This window comes from Roseibium suaedae, assembly GCF_900142725.1.
GTDB lineage: Bacteria > Pseudomonadota > Alphaproteobacteria > Rhizobiales > Stappiaceae > Roseibium > Roseibium suaedae.
Genome location: NZ_FRBW01000003.1, coordinates 318,731 through 333,906, shown reverse-complemented (window position 1 = coordinate 333,906; position 15,176 = coordinate 318,731). Strand labels below are relative to the sequence as shown.

The 15,176-nt window shown below is 61.0% G+C and carries 14 protein-coding genes; 5 read left to right on the top strand and 9 right to left on the bottom strand.

All coding sequences use genetic code 11. The annotated features are described in order from the left end of the window. Nucleotides 1-288 precede the first annotated feature (288 nt). Nucleotides 289-852: a single-stranded DNA-binding protein gene (locus tag BUA94_RS15070; RefSeq protein ID WP_073014141.1), complete on the top strand. Its 564-nt coding sequence runs from the start codon at nt 289-291 to the stop codon at nt 850-852. A 91-nt stretch (nt 853-943) separates the two neighbouring features. On the opposite strand, the gene BUA94_RS15065 is transcribed toward BUA94_RS15070, so the two are convergent. Beyond that, complete coding sequence (locus tag BUA94_RS15065; protein ID WP_073014140.1) at nt 944-1,327, bottom strand: hypothetical protein; 384 nt, start codon at nt 1,325-1,327, stop codon at nt 944-946. Nucleotides 1,328-2,117: 790 nt separating this feature from the next. Here BUA94_RS15065 and BUA94_RS15060 point away from each other — a divergent pair. Beyond that, nucleotides 2,118-4,082 (top strand): L,D-transpeptidase family protein, encoded by a 1,965-nt coding sequence (locus tag BUA94_RS15060; protein ID WP_073014139.1) that lies wholly within the window; start codon nt 2,118-2,120, stop codon nt 4,080-4,082. A 289-nt stretch (nt 4,083-4,371) separates the two neighbouring features. Here BUA94_RS15060 and znuA read toward each other — a convergent pair whose 3' ends face one another. After that, complete coding sequence (znuA, locus tag BUA94_RS15055) at nt 4,372-5,466, bottom strand: zinc ABC transporter substrate-binding protein ZnuA (RefSeq protein ID WP_328586301.1); 1,095 nt, start codon at nt 5,464-5,466, stop codon at nt 4,372-4,374. Nucleotides 5,467-5,739: 273 nt separating this feature from the next. On the opposite strand from znuA, the gene BUA94_RS15050 reads away from it, so the two are divergent. Continuing rightward, nucleotides 5,740-6,489, top strand: coding sequence for a sulfite exporter TauE/SafE family protein (locus tag BUA94_RS15050; protein WP_208980108.1), 750 nt, complete (start codon nt 5,740-5,742; stop codon nt 6,487-6,489). Between the two features lie 43 nt (nt 6,490-6,532). Here BUA94_RS15050 and wrbA read toward each other — a convergent pair whose 3' ends face one another. From wrbA to BUA94_RS15035, 3 genes are all read right to left on the bottom strand, one after another. Next, nucleotides 6,533-7,132: an NAD(P)H:quinone oxidoreductase gene (wrbA, locus tag BUA94_RS15045; RefSeq protein ID WP_073014138.1), complete on the bottom strand. Its 600-nt coding sequence runs from the start codon at nt 7,130-7,132 to the stop codon at nt 6,533-6,535. A gap of 282 nt (nt 7,133-7,414) precedes the next feature. Next, nucleotides 7,415-8,653 carry an NAD(P)/FAD-dependent oxidoreductase gene (locus tag BUA94_RS15040; protein WP_073014137.1) on the bottom strand — a complete coding sequence of 413 codons (1,239 nt, stop codon included), beginning with the start codon at nt 8,651-8,653 and terminating at the stop codon, nt 7,415-7,417. Between the two features lie 86 nt (nt 8,654-8,739). Beyond that, nucleotides 8,740-9,948 carry a cytochrome P450 gene (locus BUA94_RS15035; protein WP_073014136.1) on the bottom strand — a complete coding sequence of 403 codons (1,209 nt, stop codon included), beginning with the start codon at nt 9,946-9,948 and terminating at the stop codon, nt 8,740-8,742. Between the two features lie 188 nt (nt 9,949-10,136). Here BUA94_RS15035 and BUA94_RS15030 point away from each other — a divergent pair, with 188 nt between their 5' ends. Continuing rightward, nucleotides 10,137-11,057, top strand: a complete 921-nt coding sequence (locus tag BUA94_RS15030; RefSeq protein ID WP_073014135.1) for a LysR family transcriptional regulator — start codon at nt 10,137-10,139, stop codon at nt 11,055-11,057. 176 nt (nt 11,058-11,233) lie between these two features. Beyond that, nucleotides 11,234-11,554, top strand: a complete 321-nt coding sequence (locus BUA94_RS15025) for a 2Fe-2S iron-sulfur cluster-binding protein (protein WP_073014134.1) — start codon at nt 11,234-11,236, stop codon at nt 11,552-11,554. A gap of 35 nt (nt 11,555-11,589) precedes the next feature. Here BUA94_RS15025 and BUA94_RS15020 read toward each other — a convergent pair whose 3' ends face one another. The 4 genes from BUA94_RS15020 to trpD are packed head-to-tail and all read right to left on the bottom strand — an operon-like array spanning nt 11,590 to nt 15,163. After that, nucleotides 11,590-12,807: a molybdopterin molybdotransferase MoeA gene (locus tag BUA94_RS15020; protein ID WP_073014133.1), complete on the bottom strand. Its 1,218-nt coding sequence runs from the start codon at nt 12,805-12,807 to the stop codon at nt 11,590-11,592. Between the two features lies 1 nt (nt 12,808). Next, the gene (gene moaC / locus BUA94_RS15015; RefSeq protein WP_073014132.1) at nt 12,809-13,324 is read right to left on the bottom strand and encodes a cyclic pyranopterin monophosphate synthase MoaC; all 516 of its coding nucleotides are present in this window, start codon (nt 13,322-13,324) and stop codon (nt 12,809-12,811) included. Between the two features lie 7 nt (nt 13,325-13,331). Continuing rightward, nucleotides 13,332-14,144 carry an indole-3-glycerol phosphate synthase TrpC gene (gene trpC / locus BUA94_RS15010; protein WP_073014131.1) on the bottom strand — a complete coding sequence of 271 codons (813 nt, stop codon included), beginning with the start codon at nt 14,142-14,144 and terminating at the stop codon, nt 13,332-13,334. Nucleotides 14,145-14,149: 5 nt separating this feature from the next. Then, nucleotides 14,150-15,163, bottom strand: coding sequence for an anthranilate phosphoribosyltransferase (gene trpD / locus BUA94_RS15005; protein ID WP_073014130.1), 1,014 nt, complete (start codon nt 15,161-15,163; stop codon nt 14,150-14,152). Between the last annotated feature and the right edge of the window lie 13 nt (nt 15,164-15,176).

Sequence of the window (15,176 nt, the reverse complement as noted above, 5' to 3'; positions counted from 1 at the left end):
CGTCTGGAGCTGATGGATCGGCAGCTCTCCGGCTGAGAGGCTTGTGGAAAAGGCCAGTACTTCGGCCAATAAAACCGGCGCGGGCCCCAACTTGGCGTTAGGGTCGGCGAAAGACCGTCAGGGAGCCGGGTTCCGCCTGGCTCGTGCGGGCAATGGATAAGGAAGAGCGCTTCAATTCGGCCGCTTTAACAGGCCGCCAGAGGAAGCGTTCCAAAAGAACCAAAAGAACACTGTCCGGCAGCGGCAACGATCTGCTCCGGACAGAACTTGTTTCAAGGAGTTTGCGTCATGGCGGGCAGCGTCAACAAGGTCATTCTGGTCGGGAATCTGGGTGCTGACCCGGAAATCCGCCGCACGCAGGACGGCCGTCCGATTGCCAACCTGCGGATCGCCACGTCTGAAACCTGGCGTGACCGTGGGTCGGGAGAGCGCAAGGAACGGACCGAGTGGCACCGTGTGGTGATCTTCAACGAAGGTCTGTGCAAGGTTGCCGAGCAGTTTCTGCGCAAGGGTGCGAAGGTCTATATCGAAGGCCAGCTGCAGACCCGCAAGTGGCAGAACCAGCAGGGCCAGGACCAGTATTCGACCGAAATCGTCCTGCAGGGCTTCAACTCCACGCTGACCATGCTGGATGGCCGTGGTGAAGGCGGTGGCGGAGCTGGCGGTGGCGGCGGCTTCGGCGGCGGATCTTCCTCCGGTGGCAACTACGGCGGCGGTGGCTATGGCGGCGATAGCGGCGGCTACGGCGGCGGATCGTCCTCGGGCGGCGGCTACGGTGGTGGCAGCTCTTCCGGCGGTGGCGGCGGCGGCGGCTTCGGCGGCGGCGCCATGGACGACGAAATTCCGTTCTGATCGAGTTTCAGCAAACGGCCGGGGATTCCCGGCCGTTTTTGTATTGAGGAAAAACTCTCACCAAAGAACTGAGTTCTTGAGAGGTGGTTCTTTATTTTTTCCGGATGAATTTATAGGTTCCGGTATTCCCCTGGTCGCGAACAAAATAAAGTTTCCCTTTTTTGAACACGCGATACTGCAGGTAAGACCGCTTTTTTCCGTCGCAGTTTCTGAAGACAATTTTCAATTGCCCATACCGATCGACTTCGTATGTGCTTTTCTCACCTCCAGCACATGGGGTGTGGTGCGAAACTCGGAATGTTCCATCCTTGTGGAACACCAACTGCATCGGGTGAAAAGAGCGAAGCTCCATCGTGTGACCACTGATAAGTGCCTCGATCTCGGGCTTTTTCAGTTCCTGATACTCATCTGCTGCCGCGCTGGTTGTCAGGATCAGTGTGGGAAGGAGTATTTTCAGAAGGGATATGAGTTTCAATTTTTCAGTTCCCGATGCTTGCCGGTTTCTTTTTATTCAACGAGTGCGTGTGTTTTTTAAGCGCTGGAAACATTTTGGCAAGCTCAGAAATTGTTTGAATACCTTGGAAGTAAATACGTTGGCTGATCAGGATTTTCCGGACCGCCAAAACGCTGAGTTTTCTCTCGCGGGCCTTCATCTCATAACGCCGAGCGCGTATGGATTTATTTCCCGGAAGGACTTGTTAGGGAGCCGTTCAAGCCTCGCATGGCGGCCAGGTTCGAGTCGGACTTTTCTCCCTGATTTCAATCTCACCTTCGGGTCTTGCAGGGTGTGACCGAATTCCCGCAGTGGCGAAGGCGATGCCGGAATTGTGACAATCCCCCTTAACCATCCCCGGCGGATTGGGATATGCTGCGCCGGAATCCATCAGATGGTGTTTTCAATCACATTCCGGCTCTCAGCCGCATGCTGTTCTGGAGTGGGGACCGTTTGAGTCCTTTGTGATGATGGCAGTTTGTGGCTGTCCTGACTTGTCCGCCTCCTTCCGGGCGACAAGTAGAGGGGAGCGCGGCGCAAATGACCGGGGCCAGGGCAATCAGGCCCCGTCATGTCTGTCATATGTGCGGGCGCGGTGATGGATCAGGTTTGCAGGGCCATGGGGCGGTTCTGCGCGGCGGATAATTGCATGCTCCCCGTTGTGCGGTCCGGGCTGGATCCAGCAGCGGGAAGGGCATGCGGACTAGATATATTGGATAAGCAGAGCATGGCACGACGTGAGATGTCCCGTTCCGGAACTCCGGCACTTGAGATGCGGAGCAAGGGCAAGGACGCAGGCACCGCAAGACGGCTTGTGTCCCTGGCACTGGCCGGGCTGATGACCGGCACCGCGGCGGTTACGCTGGTGGGTGTGAGCGCCGGTGAAGCGAATGCTCAAAACTTTTTTCAGCGCCTGTTCGCACCCAAGGAAAACCGGGTGCAGCAAGTCCAGCCGCGCGAGACGCAGGATCTGGACCGGGTGGTCGAGGAAACCTATGTCTCCGCGCCCCGCTATTACACCTACAAGGCTGACCAGCTTAAGATGGTCTCGCTTGCCGAGCTGTCCGAGCTGAAAACTGCCGCAGTCACGCCGGCCGTCAGTGAACCCGCCAGCACCGATGTAGCGGACCCTGCCGCCGCAGCAAGCCCGGATGGTGCGCAGCCGGTGATCGAGGCGCCTGTGGTTCTGACGCCGTTTGACCATGTCCGTCCGGTCCTGAAGGAAATGCAGGTCAAGGCTCTGCCGGAAGTCGGCGAAGCGCTTCTGGCCTATTACCGCGAGCATCCGGGTTTCCTCTGGATCGAGGACGGCCGCTTGAGTGTAAAGGCCGGTTTTGCCCGCCGTGTTCTGGCCAGCGCCGATGAATTCGGTCTCGAACCTGCTGACTACCTGGTCCAGTTGCCGAACCTGAATGGTCTGGAAGGTGACGCACGTGACGCTGCTCTCATGGACTTCGAGATGCACCTCACGGCAGCCGTGCTCACCTATATGCTGGACGCGCAGCGCGGCCGGGTCGATCCGGACCGTCTCTCCGGTTATCACGACCTGCCGCGCCACAAGCCGGATCTGGTTGCAGACCTTCAGAGCGTTGCATCCAGCGCGGATGTGACTGCGGCCCTTGAGGCCGAGCAGCCTCAAGGCAGCCATTTCAAGGCTTTGAAAGAGGCCCTTGCCAAGCTGCGGGCCGAGGATGTTGCGGAAGACCGGATCGTGATTGCGCCGGGCACGCTGCTGAAGCCGGACAACACCAGCCCGGAAGTGAAGAATGTCGTCGCCGCGATCCGCAAGAACGGCTCTCCGGAGCTTCTTGCCGAGCATCAGGCGGTTCTGGATGCCTATGCGGGCGACGAGCTTTACAGCCCGGAACTGGTTGCGCTGGTCAAGGGCTACCAGAAGGAAAAGGGCCTGACGCCGGATGGTGTCGTCGGCAAGAACTCCATCAAGGCATTGGTGGGCGTGACCAATGAGGAGAAAATCTCCAAGCTGGTTCTGGCGATGGAGCGCAGCCGCTGGCTGCCCGAACAGCTGGGCGAGCGCAAGGTCTTCATCAACCAGCCGGCCTTCACCGCCACCTATACGGAGCCGGGCCGTGACCCGCTGACCATGCGTGTGGTGGTGGGCAAGAAGTCCAACCAGACCAACTTCTTCTACGACAAGATCCAGGTGGTCGAGTACAACCCTTACTGGGGCGTGCCTTATTCCATCATCGTCAACGAGATGCTGCCGAAGCTGGCGAAGGACCCGAGCTATCTGGACCGGACCGGCTATGAAGTGACCACAGCCAGCGGCAAGCCCATGTCCTCTGCATCCGTCAACTGGGCCGCCGTTGCCCGCAAGAAGACCAGCGTGAACGTGCGCCAGCTTCCGGGCTCCAGCAACGCTCTCGGGGAACTGAAGATCCTGTTCCCGAACAAGCACCACATCTACATGCACGACACCCCGTCGAAGAGCCTCTTCAACCGGGATGATCGCGCCTATAGCCATGGCTGCATCCGTCTTCAGGATCCGCGCGCAATGGCCGCCGCCGTGCTTGGCAAGACCAAGGACTATGTCGGTGGACGGATTTCCCAGGGCCAGAACCAGCAGGAAAAGGTCACCGGGGATATCCCGGTCTATATTTCCTACTTCACCGCCTGGCCGCAGGAAGATGGCTCGATCGGCTATTTCTCCGACGTCTATGACCGCGATGCCTATCTGATCAAGGCGATCACGGCGACGGAAGCTGCGCGCGGCTGATCCGGGCAAGCTTACCGCTTTTCCAAAATGGCAAGGGGCCGCACCTCATAAAGGTGCGGCCCCTTTTCTGACAGGGCTTGCGCCTGAAACTCCCCGGAAGAAGACCGCTCAACCCCGGGAAAGCCCAGATGCAACACAGAGATTTCGAGGGAAGTGCTTTCTGAGGAGGCCTAACTCCTGTGGCCCAGGTGGGCCGGGCCGAAGCTGAATTTCCCTCAAGGTTCCGGCCTGTCAGGCCCAGTCGCCCCAGGCCTTTTCAAGTCAGGGCCTGAAGCTGTCTCTTGCGTGTTTACTTGCCGCTCAGACAGGTGTTCATCGTCTTTGCGATGCCCTGCAGAAGCTCTGCGTAAAGGCCTGGGCCGTTGGTCAGGCCGGTGCCCAGAGGATCAAGCGTCGCCATGCGGGCATCGGTGCCCTCAAGAACCACGCTGACCAGCTTGGGCTCGAACTGGGGTTCGCCGAACACGCAGACAACCCCGTCAGTCTTGATCCTCTGCTGAATTTCGCGGATCCGGTCGGCGCCGGGAGGAGATTCCGGGTTCAACGTGATGGAGCCGGAGGCGGCCAGGCCAAACCGGTCCTCGAAATAGTGATAGGCATCATGGAAGACCACGAAGGTCTTGCCTTGAACCGGCTCCAGCTCAGTCCGGATCCCGGCCTCCAGTTCCGAAAGACGGGCGCTCAGCTTGTCGAAATTGGCCTTGTAGGTGCCGGCGTTCGCGGGATCTGCGGCCGCCAGGTGGTCCGCCATGGTCGCAGCCATGATGCGGGCGTTTTCCGGATCCAGCCACAGGTGCGGGTCGGTGCCCTCGTGGTGGTGGCCCTCTTCGCCCCCTTCGTGATCCTGACCATGGTCATCGTGGTCTGCCGCACCATGATCGTGACCTTCATGATCGTGATGACCGTCATGGCCTGCGTCATGAGCGTGGGCCTCATCATGGTCATGTCCGTCATGCCCGCCGCCTTCGCCTTCATGAACATGAGGACCGAAGCCATTGCCGAGACGGAAGGGAACCAGGTGCAGACCCTTTGCCTGCATCAGTTCCACCACATCCGCATTGCCAGCCAGTGAACTCAGCGGTTTCTCAAGTGAGGTCTCAAGAGATTCCCCGATCCAGAAGACAAGATTGGCATTCTGAAGCTGCGAAGCCTGGGAGGGCTTGAGGGAGTAGCCATGGGGCGAGGCTGCGCCATCGATCAGGACACTGGGCGTTCCGACGCCTTCCATGATGCTGGCTGCAAGTGACTGGAGCGGCTTGATCGAGGTCACCACATTCGGCGCATCCGCAAGAGCTGCTGCGGCGCTGGCTGTCGAAAGGGCGGTGGCAAGACCAAGGATGGAGGCCAGCCGCCGGGAGCGGCTGAGGGGTTTCAAAGAGGACACGCGGATCTCCCTTGTGAGTGCGTGTTATAAAGTAACAAGTAACGATATAACGTTCACAAAAATACTTGGCAAGCACGTTTTATGGTCCTGTGCATTTGCCAGGGATCGGGGAGGTCAGCTGAAAGGGAAATGGGTCGGTGAACGGGACGAAATTCACGCCGCTGGGTGGGGCTGGAGGAAGGTGCTTTGGCAATTCCTGCCGGTTGTGCTGGAAGGAAGAGCATCAAGCCGGTAACCCTTTTCACAACGCAATTCACGATAGGGAATCAGACCGTGGAACTCGACATCCTGACGCTCGCCGGAGCCTTGGTTGCCTGTGCGATGGGAGGCCTGCTGAAAGGGGCGACCGGTGCTGGCGCGCCGATCATCGGGGTTCCGGTTCTGGCGGCGCTGGTGGATGTGCAGTTTGCCGTCGCGGTGTTCGTTGTGCCCAATCTTCTGACCAATTTCTGGCAGGGTTGGCAAACCCGCAGTCATCTGCTGCCCTGGCCCTTCGTGATCCTGTTCGCGGCCGGTGGCGGCATCGGGGCGGTCATCGGCACCTATCTCCTGGCAGGTCTGCCGTCCGAAGCGCTGCTGGTGATCATGTCCGTGGTGGTGCTGGGCTATGTGGCGTTCCGGTTGCTGAAGTCGGACTGGGTTCTGCCTTACCGGACAGGCCTCTGGGTGGCGGCTCCTGTCGGGATCCTTGGCGGCACGCTGCAGGGGGCAATCGGCATCTCCGCGCCAGCCTCCTTGAGCTTTCTGAACGCGCTCAAGCTGCCGCGGCTGTCCTTCATCGCGACCATATCGGTGTTCTTCTCGGTCATGTCCGCCTTTCAGTTTGAACGGCTGATCGAGGTCGGACTTTTGACAGGAGAGCGGTTTCTCGTCGGGCTGGGCGCGACAGCGGCGATCCTTGCGGCCATGCCGCTTGGCGCAATGCTTGCGCGAAAGGTGGCCCGGGAAACCTTTGACCGGATCATTCTCGGTCTTCTGGTGTTGATCTCGGCGAAAATTCTCGTCGAGGTCTTTGTGCTCTGACGGGCAGGAAAGGCCCCGCCCGTCAGGATCAGTCTGTGGCAGATCAGCCGTGCAGCTTGGCTGCGGTTTCGGCGATCAGCTTGCCCTGGTGGCGTGCGCCTTCCAGTTCGATCTCGCTCGGCTGACGCTCGCCCTTGCCGCCGGCAATGGTGGTTGCGCCGTAAGGTGCGCCGCCAACCACTTCATCGATGGTCAGCTGACCCTGGTGGCTGTAGGGCAGGCCGACGATCACCATGCCGAAATGCAGCAGGTTGGTGAGGATCGAGAACAGGGTGGTTTCGTTGCCGCCATGCTGGGAAGCGGAAGAGGTGAAGGCACCTGCGACCTTGCCATGCAGGGCGCCGGTGGCCCACAGACCGCCAGCCTGTTCCCAGAAGTTGGCCATCTGGGACGGCATGCGGCCGAAGCGGGTCGGTGCGCCGACGATGATCGCGTCGTAGTTCTTCAGGTCTTCGACGGTTGCAACCGGAGCGTCCTGCTCGAGCTTGAAATAGGCGGCCTTCGCGATGTCTTCCGGAACGGTTTCGGCAACGCGCTTGATGTCGACGGTTGCGCCGGCAGAGCGGGCGCCTTCAGCGATGGCAGCGGCCATGGTCTCGATGTGACCATAGGTGGAGTAGTAGAGAACGAGTACCTTAGCCATGGTGGCCTCCTGAGAAATCTGTCTAAGCAGCAACCCGTAGTCCGGTCTGCCTCGCCCCTACACATGACCCCGGTTGCGTTGCAGCGTAAGGCCTGCAATCTCGCACGCTGTGTTCAGTATATGTGAACAGAGATTGCCCGCCGCAGAACTCTGCGGTTCGGATGCCGGAAGCAGAAACGAAAATGCCCGGACACGGATGACCTCCGGTCCGGGCGTCTTGAAGCTGTCTTCTCTTGTCATGGGCGAGATCGTCGGCCTATGAGCGGCTCAGACGGTTCACCGTCAGGCAGGCGTGTCCACCGTGGCAAGGGTCTTCAGATCCTGAGCCGGGTCAGCAATCTGCGCCGGGTCCGGTGACTTGCCGCCTTCGATCATGCGCTTGCCGACCATATAGGCGCGGGGGTCGTTCATCGAATCCACGGCAATCAGGCGGATGCCTTTGAAATACCAGAAGGAAACACATTTCTCGTCGGTCGGCCGGGTGACCACCTTGTCATATCCCGTGTTGAGCCCTGCAATCTGCAGCTTCACATCATACTGATCCGACCAGAACCAGGGCTTGGCCACATAAGGGGCTTCGGTGCCCATCACCGAAGCGGCCGCAGCCTCTGCCTGGGCGATGGCGTTGCCGACGCTTTCCAGTCTGATCCGGCCGTCCTGATAGGGGAAAGAGGCGCAGTCGCCGAAGGAGTAGATGGACGAATCGCTGGTTTGGCCGGAGGAATTGACGGCGATCCCATTGTCGATTTCGAGCCCGGCATCCCGTGCGAGTGTATCTGCAGGGTGAACACCGATGCCGGTGATCACGAAGTCCGCGTCAATCGTGCTTCCGTCTTCCAGTTCGACGCCGGTTACCTTGCCATTGTCGCTCCTCAGCCGGGCGAGGCGGGCGCCTTCCAGGATGCGGACGCCGTGGCTGTCATGAAGACTGCGGAAATAAGAAGACGTTTCGCTGGCCGCCACGCGCTGCAGGATACGCTCTGCAGCTTCGATCAGGGTCACGTGCAAGCCAAGTTTCGAGGCAACTGCGGCCGCTTCAAGTCCGATATAGCCGCCGCCGATGATGGCGCAGGACTTCGCGGTCTTCAAAAGCGCGGAAAACCGGTCTGCATCCTCCAGGTCGCGGATGGTCAGCACCCCGTCCAGATGGCCGCCGATGGCTTCCGGCAGGCGGCGCGGAACCGACCCGGTAGCAATCGCCAGGGTGCCATAGGCAAGCTCGGTGCCGTCGGACAGGGCAACGGTCTTCGCCGTACGGTCGATTGCGGTGGCCTTTACGCCTGTCTTCAGCGTGATGCCGGTTTTTTCGTAGAATTCGAGCGGACGCAGCAGCAAACGATCCCGGTCCATTTCGCCAAGGGCATAGGCCTTGGACAGGGGCGGGCGCTGATAGGGGGCGGTTGCTTCCTCGCCGATCAGGGTGATCGGGCCTTCATGGCCAAGGCTGCGGAGCTTGGCACAGAAGGACAGGCCTGCCTGTCCTGCGCCAATGACGACGACGGGGGATGTGGTTTCACTCATGAGCAATGCGGGACCTGTTCTGTCCTTGCCGGAGGCGGGCGGGTCCCGGGCGGTCGCCCGGGACGAATCTGAACTTCAAGATGCCACTAGTTGAGGATCACGGGCAAGTTCAGCGGGCCACGGAAGCCGAAACCGGAGAAGATGACTTCTTCCGGGTCGGTCAGCTTCATGTTGGGGAACCGGTCGAACAGGCAGGGAAGCAGGATCTGGCCGACCATGCGCCGGGCAATATGGGTGCCCATGCAGAAATGCGGGCCGTTGCCGAAGGCCTGATGCGGGACCTTGGGCCGGAAGATGTTGTAGAGATGCCCGTCCTCATAGATCTCCTCGTCATGATTTGAGGACGCCTGGATGGTCATGACCACATCGCCCTTGGGGATATGGAAGCCACGGATTTCCGTGTCAGCCGTGACGCGCCGCGAACTTGCCTGGATCGGAGCGACCCAGCGGACCGCTTCCTCAAAGGCCGTTGTCCAGAGCTTGTCATCCTTTCGGACGGCGTCCAGTTGATCCGGATTTGTGAGAAGTCCGAAGATTGCCGTAAGGGCCGCATCGCGGGGCTCGTTGATGCCGCCGCCGATCGCGATCTTGATGTTGGCGATCATGTGTTCCTGTTCGATCGGATCTGCTGCATTGATCATCGCTGCGACGGCGCTTGGGTCATCGGTCCCCCGCAGGCGGTCTGCCGCACCGTTGATGCAGGCATCCATGCGGATGTTTTCCCGGTCGCAGATCTCGAAGATCTCGGGCTTCCAGCCGAAATTGCCGGCGCCATTGATCAGGGTCTGGGACCACAGTTCCATGTCAGCGTCGCTGGCTTCGGGAATGCCGAGCAGTATGGCAAGGCAACGGGCGGAAACCGGGCCGGCAAGGGCCGGAAACAGATCGATCACTTCGCCGCGTGGCAGACGGGCGACATAGTCCTCGACCACTTTCTCATAGGCCGGGATCCACACGTCCTTGATGTTCTTGGCGGAAAAGGACGAGGCCATGGCGTTGCGCAGGCGCATGTGATCCTCGCCATCGCGGCGCATCAACGTATGGGCGCCGAAGGCTCGCTGCATCGGGGTGTTGGGATCGTCGGAACTGAAGAGTCCCGGATCGTCCTTCACCATCTTGGTGTCCGCTGCCTTGGTCAGAAGGGTCCGCCCGACGGACTGAACCCTCAGGACCGGCGCCTCGGCGCGCAGGCGCTTGTAGATGGGATAGGGATCACGCGTGAGCTGATCGATGGTGATGGTGGTGTCCAGCGGTGCAAGCGGCGCGCCTGAGCGCGCAAGGGCTGCGTCAGCCATTGTTTCCTCTCCTCCCGGGCGCCGTCCTCCAACGGCATATGCCCCCTGGCAGACCAAGGTGGACTGCCGAATTCATGAGGGCAAGTCTGGATCTTTCGATTGCATCGGGCAATTAGATCGGATTGATATGTCCTATCGGGGAATTCAATTTCCCGTCAGGACGAGCCGCGTGTCCAGTGGGAGGGAACATGAGCCGCGTTGATCCGTTTTCAATTGATTTCAATGCCTTGAGAACGCTGGTTCAGGTGTTTGATTCAGGTTCCTTCTCAGGGGCGGCCGAACGGCTCGATGTCAATCAGTCAACGGTAAGCTACACGGTGGAACGCCTGCGCAAGGCGTTTCAGGATCCTCTCTTCGTGCGGCAGGGCGCAGGCATTGCGGCGACAGACCGCTGCGAAGAGATTGTCAGCGGCCTCCGGGAGATGCTGGATGGCTATCAGGCGATCGCCACGCCCCGCGGGTTTGACCCGGCAGAGGCCAGTGGCGTTGTGGCTCTGTCCTGCAATTATTATGAGCGGCTGGTGATCTTGCCGGATCTGATCAAGGCGCTGCGCCGTCATGCGCCCGGTCTTGCGGTTTCGGTCTATCAGGCCTTCGGGGCGGGGGCTGCCCAGCTCAAGCGGGGCGAGAGCGATTTCCTGATGGGGCCGATCCGCTTCAACGACAGCGGGCTGTTCAAGCGGCGGTTGCTCAGTGACCACTATGTCTGTGTGATGGACCGGAACAATCCACTCGCAACGCGGGATCTGGACCTGACGTCCTATGTTTCTGCCGCCCATGCGATCGTGACCTATGGCGGCAACTGGAAGTCCAACTATCTGCTGGAACTGGAAAAGCAGGGCATCCAGCTCAATCAGGTTCTGGGCGTGCCGAGCCCGGCCGATCTCGGCTCGATCCTGAAGGGCACGGATCTGATCGCGACCCTGCCGAGCCGGATGGCAGCCTCCATGGAGCAGGAGGTCGTGGTCCGGCCGTGTCCTTGTCCAGCTCCTTTCGACATTGATCTTGTCTGGACCTCCAGAACCCATCATTCGCCCATGCACATGTGGGTCCGGCAGGAAATTGCCCGCATCGCACAGGCGGTTCCGGATGTTCCCCGGCCCGAATAACCATGCGTCATCGGTAAACTGGATCGGATCTATCGAGGCGATCGGATTGATCGATGGGTTCAGGCGCTCTACCGCCTAGATCCAAGCCGGATGGGACGCACCGGCGGGAGGAAACGGGCAGCGGTTCTTTAGGAGAGAGCGCTGCCGGACTGCTGCGCAAGGAGGAGGCGCGAACAATGCCCAAGCTCATTTTCATCGAAGCCGATGGCACCCGTACCGAAGTGGACGCTCCGGTGGGCAAGTCTGTCATGGAAGCAGCGCGGGACGGCAATGTCTCTGGTGTCGTTGCGGATTGCGGCGGTTCGCTCGCCTGCGCGACCTGCCATTGCTATTTCAGCAATGATCAGATCGCGGATCTTCCGGCCAAGAGCGACACGGAAGCCGATATGCTGGATTTTGCCAATGCAGAGGTGAAGGACGGCAGCCGGTTGAGCTGCCAGATTATCGTCACCGAGGCCATGGACGGCTGGGAAATCAACGTTCCGGACACGCAGTAGCGCTGAAAACCGGACCCCAGAAAACCTGACCCCAGTCAGAGCCTGACGACCTGCACCCTGTCGCCCGCCTTGGCGGTGGGGGCATGGGGCGGGCGGATGATCAGCGCACCGGCGCGGGCCAGCAGGCTTAGCATCGAACTGTCCTGGGTCTGGAAAGGGCTGGCGCTCAGGCGTCCGTCTTCTTCCACGGTCAGCATCGCGCGGATGTAGTCCTGTCGGTGATCGTTTTCCTTGAGGCCGGCGCTGAGCGTTGCCTCGGCCAGCTGGCCACCAGAGACCGGCTGGTTCAGCATGCGGGCGAGCAGGGGCTTCAGGAACAGAAGTGCGCAGACGATGCTGGAGACCGGGTTGCCCGGCAGTCCCAGCACCTTCGTCTCCCCGAGGTGACCTGCCATGAGCGGCTTGCCCGGCCGCATGGCGATCTTCCAGAAGGCGAGTTCCATGCCTTCGCTGCCGAGCACGCCCTGCACCAGGTCATGATCGCCCACAGAGGCACCGCCCAGCGTGATCAGCACATCGGCCTTGGCTTCGATGGCCCGGCGCACGTGCTGCGCCATGATCCCGGCGTCGTCCGGGGAAATTCCAAGATCCAGAACCGCGCCGCCGCAATCCTCGACCATGGCGGCAATGCCGGCATGATTCGAGGCGATGATCTGATCCGGGCCCGGGTTACCGCCTGGGGCCACCAGTTCATCGCCGGTTGCCAGCACGGCAACAAGCGGCTTGCGCTGGACCGGCAGCATCGCATGGTTCATGGAGGCGGCAAGCGACAAGGAGCGATAGTCGAGGCGCGTGCCTGCACTCAGGAGAATATCGCCTTCCGCAAAATCCAGTCCGGCGGCGCGAATGTTCGCACCGGGCTTTGGCGGCTCCTGAACGGTGACCAGACCACCATCCCGGCTGGTGTTTTCCTGAATGACGACCGTGTCAGCGCCATCTGGCACGGGTGCACCGGTGAAGATCCGGACCGCCTCGCCCCTGTTCACCTTACCGGTGAACCCGTGCCCGGCCGGAGCCTCGCCGATGATGGCAAGATCAGCAGGGACTGCCGAAACATCGGCATGGCGGACCGCATAGCCATCCATGGCCGAGGCGGCAAAGGGGGGCTGAGTGCGCAGGCTCGCAAGATCCTGCGCCAGAATGCGGCCATTGGCGGCGGAAAGCGGCACCTCTTCTGAGCCGAGCGGGCGGACATCCTTCAAAAGGCGGTCCAGCGCTTCAGCAACGGGAATGAGGGGAGCGTTTCCAGCCATGTCAGGTTCCCCCGGTTCCGCCGTCTGCAATGGTCCAGTGACCGGACTTGCCACCGGCCTTTTCCAGAAGCCGCACGCCACCGATGACCATGCCCCGGTCCACGGCCTTGGCCATGTCATAGACAGTCAGGCAGGCGACGGAACAGGCAGTCAGCGCCTCCATCTCCACACCGGTCTGGCCGCTGACCTTGGTGGTTGCCGTGACGCGCAAGCCGGGCAGGGTGGTGTCCGGCTCGATGTCGATGGTGACCTTGGACAGCGCCAGCGGATGGCAGAGCGGAATCAGCTCGTGGGTCTTTTTCGCGGCCATGATGCCGGCGATCCGGGCGGTGGCGATCACGTCACCCTTCTTGGCATTGCCGGAGAGGATCAGCTCAAGGGTTTCCGGCCGCATCGTGACAGTGCCTTCTGCCACGGCGATCCGGGACGTGACGGCTTTGTCCGACACGTCGACCATGTGGGCGGCACCCGCAGCATCGATGTGGGTCAGTCCCTTACCTTCAGCGCTTGCGCTCATGAGCTGCTTACTCCGCAGCTGCGGCGGTCTGGCGGGTCAGAAGCGCGCGGGTTGCCGAGGCAACATCTTCCTGGCGCATCAGGCTCTCGCCGATCAGGAAGGTGTTGATGCCGCTTTTGCCCATGCGGGTCAGGTCGTCCGGCGTGAAGAGACCCGATTCGCCAACGATGATCCGGTCGCTTGGGACCATCGGCGCCAGGCGCTCGCTGGTTTCCAGAGAGGTTTCGAAGGTCTTCAGGTTGCGGTTGTTGATGCCGAAGAGTTTGGAGGAAAGCTTCAGCGCCCGCTCCAGCTCTTCCTCGTCATGAACTTCGAGCAGAACATCCATGCCCAGGTCGAAGGCCGTGTCTTCCAGGGCCTTGGCCATGGCATCGTCCACGGCAGCCAGAATGATCAGGATGCAATCGGCGCCCCAGGCGCGCGCCTCATAGACCTGGTAGGTGTCGTAGAGAAAATCCTTGCGCAGGGCCGGGAGCGAAACCGCGTCGCGGGCCGCGTTCAGGAATTCCGGCTTGCCCTGGAAAGAGGGGGTATCGGTCAGAACGGACAGGCAGGCTGCGCCACCGTCCTCATAGGCCTTGGCGAGCAGCGGCGGATTGAAATCCTCGCGGATCAGACCCTTGGACGGGCTCGCCTTCTTGATTTCGGCGATCAGCGCGTAGTCTCCGGCGGCAAGCTTGGCCTCGATTGCCTTCTGGAACCCGCGGGGCGGGGCAATGTCGCTGATCAGGTTGGAGAGTTCGCGCTGGGACACAACGCTCTTGGCGGCTGCAATTTCCGCGCGCTTGTACTCTTCGATCTTCTTCAGAATGTCAGCCATCGTATTTATCCGTTGGAGACAGCGACCAGCTTTTCAAGCCGGTCGGCTGCAGCGCCGCTGTCGAGGGATTGCGCCGCAAGGGTGACTCCCTCGGTCAAGGTCTCGCACCGTCCCGCAATGATGAGGGAGGCGGCGGCATTGAACAAGACAACATCGCGATAGGGATTGTGTGCGCCCTGAAGCACTTCGCGCAGGGCACGGGCGTTTTCCGCTGGCTCGCCGCCCTTGAGGTCTTCGATCCGGGCGAGGGGCAGGCCTGCGTCAGAGGGATGGATCTCGAAGGAGCGGATGGCGCCGTCCTTCAGTTCCGTCACATAGCTGACGCCAGTGGTGGTGATCTCGTCCATACCGTCGGAGCCATGGACGACCCAGACATGCTTGGATCCGAGGTTGCGCAGAACCTCGGCAATCGGCTCGACCCACTCGCGGGCAAAGACGCCGAGCATCTGGCGCTTGACGCCGGCAGGGCTCGACAGGGGCCCAAGCAGGTTGAAGATGGTGCGTGTGCCAAGCTCTACGCGGGTCGGACCCACATGCTTCATGGCGGAATGATGCAGCGGCGCGAACATGAAGCCGATACCGGCCTTCTCGATACATTCGCTGATCTTGTCCGGGCCGATGTCGATGTTGACGCCGAGCTGGGCGAGCGCTTCGGAGGAACCGGACTTCGAGGAGAGAGACCGGTTGCCGTGCTTGGCGACCGGAACCCCGCAGCCCGCAACGACAATCGAGGTGCAGGTGGAAATATTGTAGCTGCCGGTGCTGTCGCCGCCGGTGCCGACAATGTCGACCGCGTCGGCTGGTGCCTTCACCGGAAGCATCTTGGAGCGCATCGTGTCGACCGCAGCCGTCACTTCATCGATGGTCTCGCCGCGCACGCGCAGGGCCATCAGGAATCCGCCGAGCTGCGAGGGAGTTGCTTCGCCGGAGAGAATGATCTCGAAGGCCTGACGGGCATCCTCGCGCGAAAGCGAGGCGCCGCCGGCAACCTTGGCGATATAGTCCTTGAAATTACTCATGGCCTTGTCCGTT

What these genes read in the sequence shown, in the direction of transcription:
- BUA94_RS15070 (WP_073014141.1), top strand. Translation starts at nt 289, where the DNA reads ATGGCGGGCAGCGTCAACAAGGTCATTCTGGTCGGGAATCTGGGTGCT.
- BUA94_RS15060 (WP_073014139.1), top strand. Translation starts at nt 2,118, where the DNA reads ATGCGGAGCAAGGGCAAGGACGCAGGCACCGCAAGACGGCTTGTGTCC.
- wrbA (WP_073014138.1), bottom strand. Translation starts at nt 7,132, where the DNA reads ATGGCTAAGGTACTCGTTCTCTACTACTCCACCTATGGTCACATCGAG.
- BUA94_RS15040 (WP_073014137.1), bottom strand. Translation starts at nt 8,653, where the DNA reads ATGAGTGAAACCACATCCCCCGTCGTCGTCATTGGCGCAGGACAGGCA.
- BUA94_RS15035 (WP_073014136.1), bottom strand. Translation starts at nt 9,948, where the DNA reads ATGGCTGACGCAGCCCTTGCGCGCTCAGGCGCGCCGCTTGCACCGCTG.
- BUA94_RS15030 (WP_073014135.1), top strand. Translation starts at nt 10,137, where the DNA reads ATGAGCCGCGTTGATCCGTTTTCAATTGATTTCAATGCCTTGAGAACG.
- BUA94_RS15025 (WP_073014134.1), top strand. Translation starts at nt 11,234, where the DNA reads ATGCCCAAGCTCATTTTCATCGAAGCCGATGGCACCCGTACCGAAGTG.
- BUA94_RS15020 (WP_073014133.1), bottom strand. Translation starts at nt 12,807, where the DNA reads ATGGCTGGAAACGCTCCCCTCATTCCCGTTGCTGAAGCGCTGGACCGC.
- moaC (WP_073014132.1), bottom strand. Translation starts at nt 13,324, where the DNA reads ATGAGCGCAAGCGCTGAAGGTAAGGGACTGACCCACATCGATGCTGCG.
- trpC (WP_073014131.1), bottom strand. Translation starts at nt 14,144, where the DNA reads ATGGCTGACATTCTGAAGAAGATCGAAGAGTACAAGCGCGCGGAAATT.
- trpD (WP_073014130.1), bottom strand. Translation starts at nt 15,163, where the DNA reads ATGAGTAATTTCAAGGACTATATCGCCAAGGTTGCCGGCGGCGCCTCG.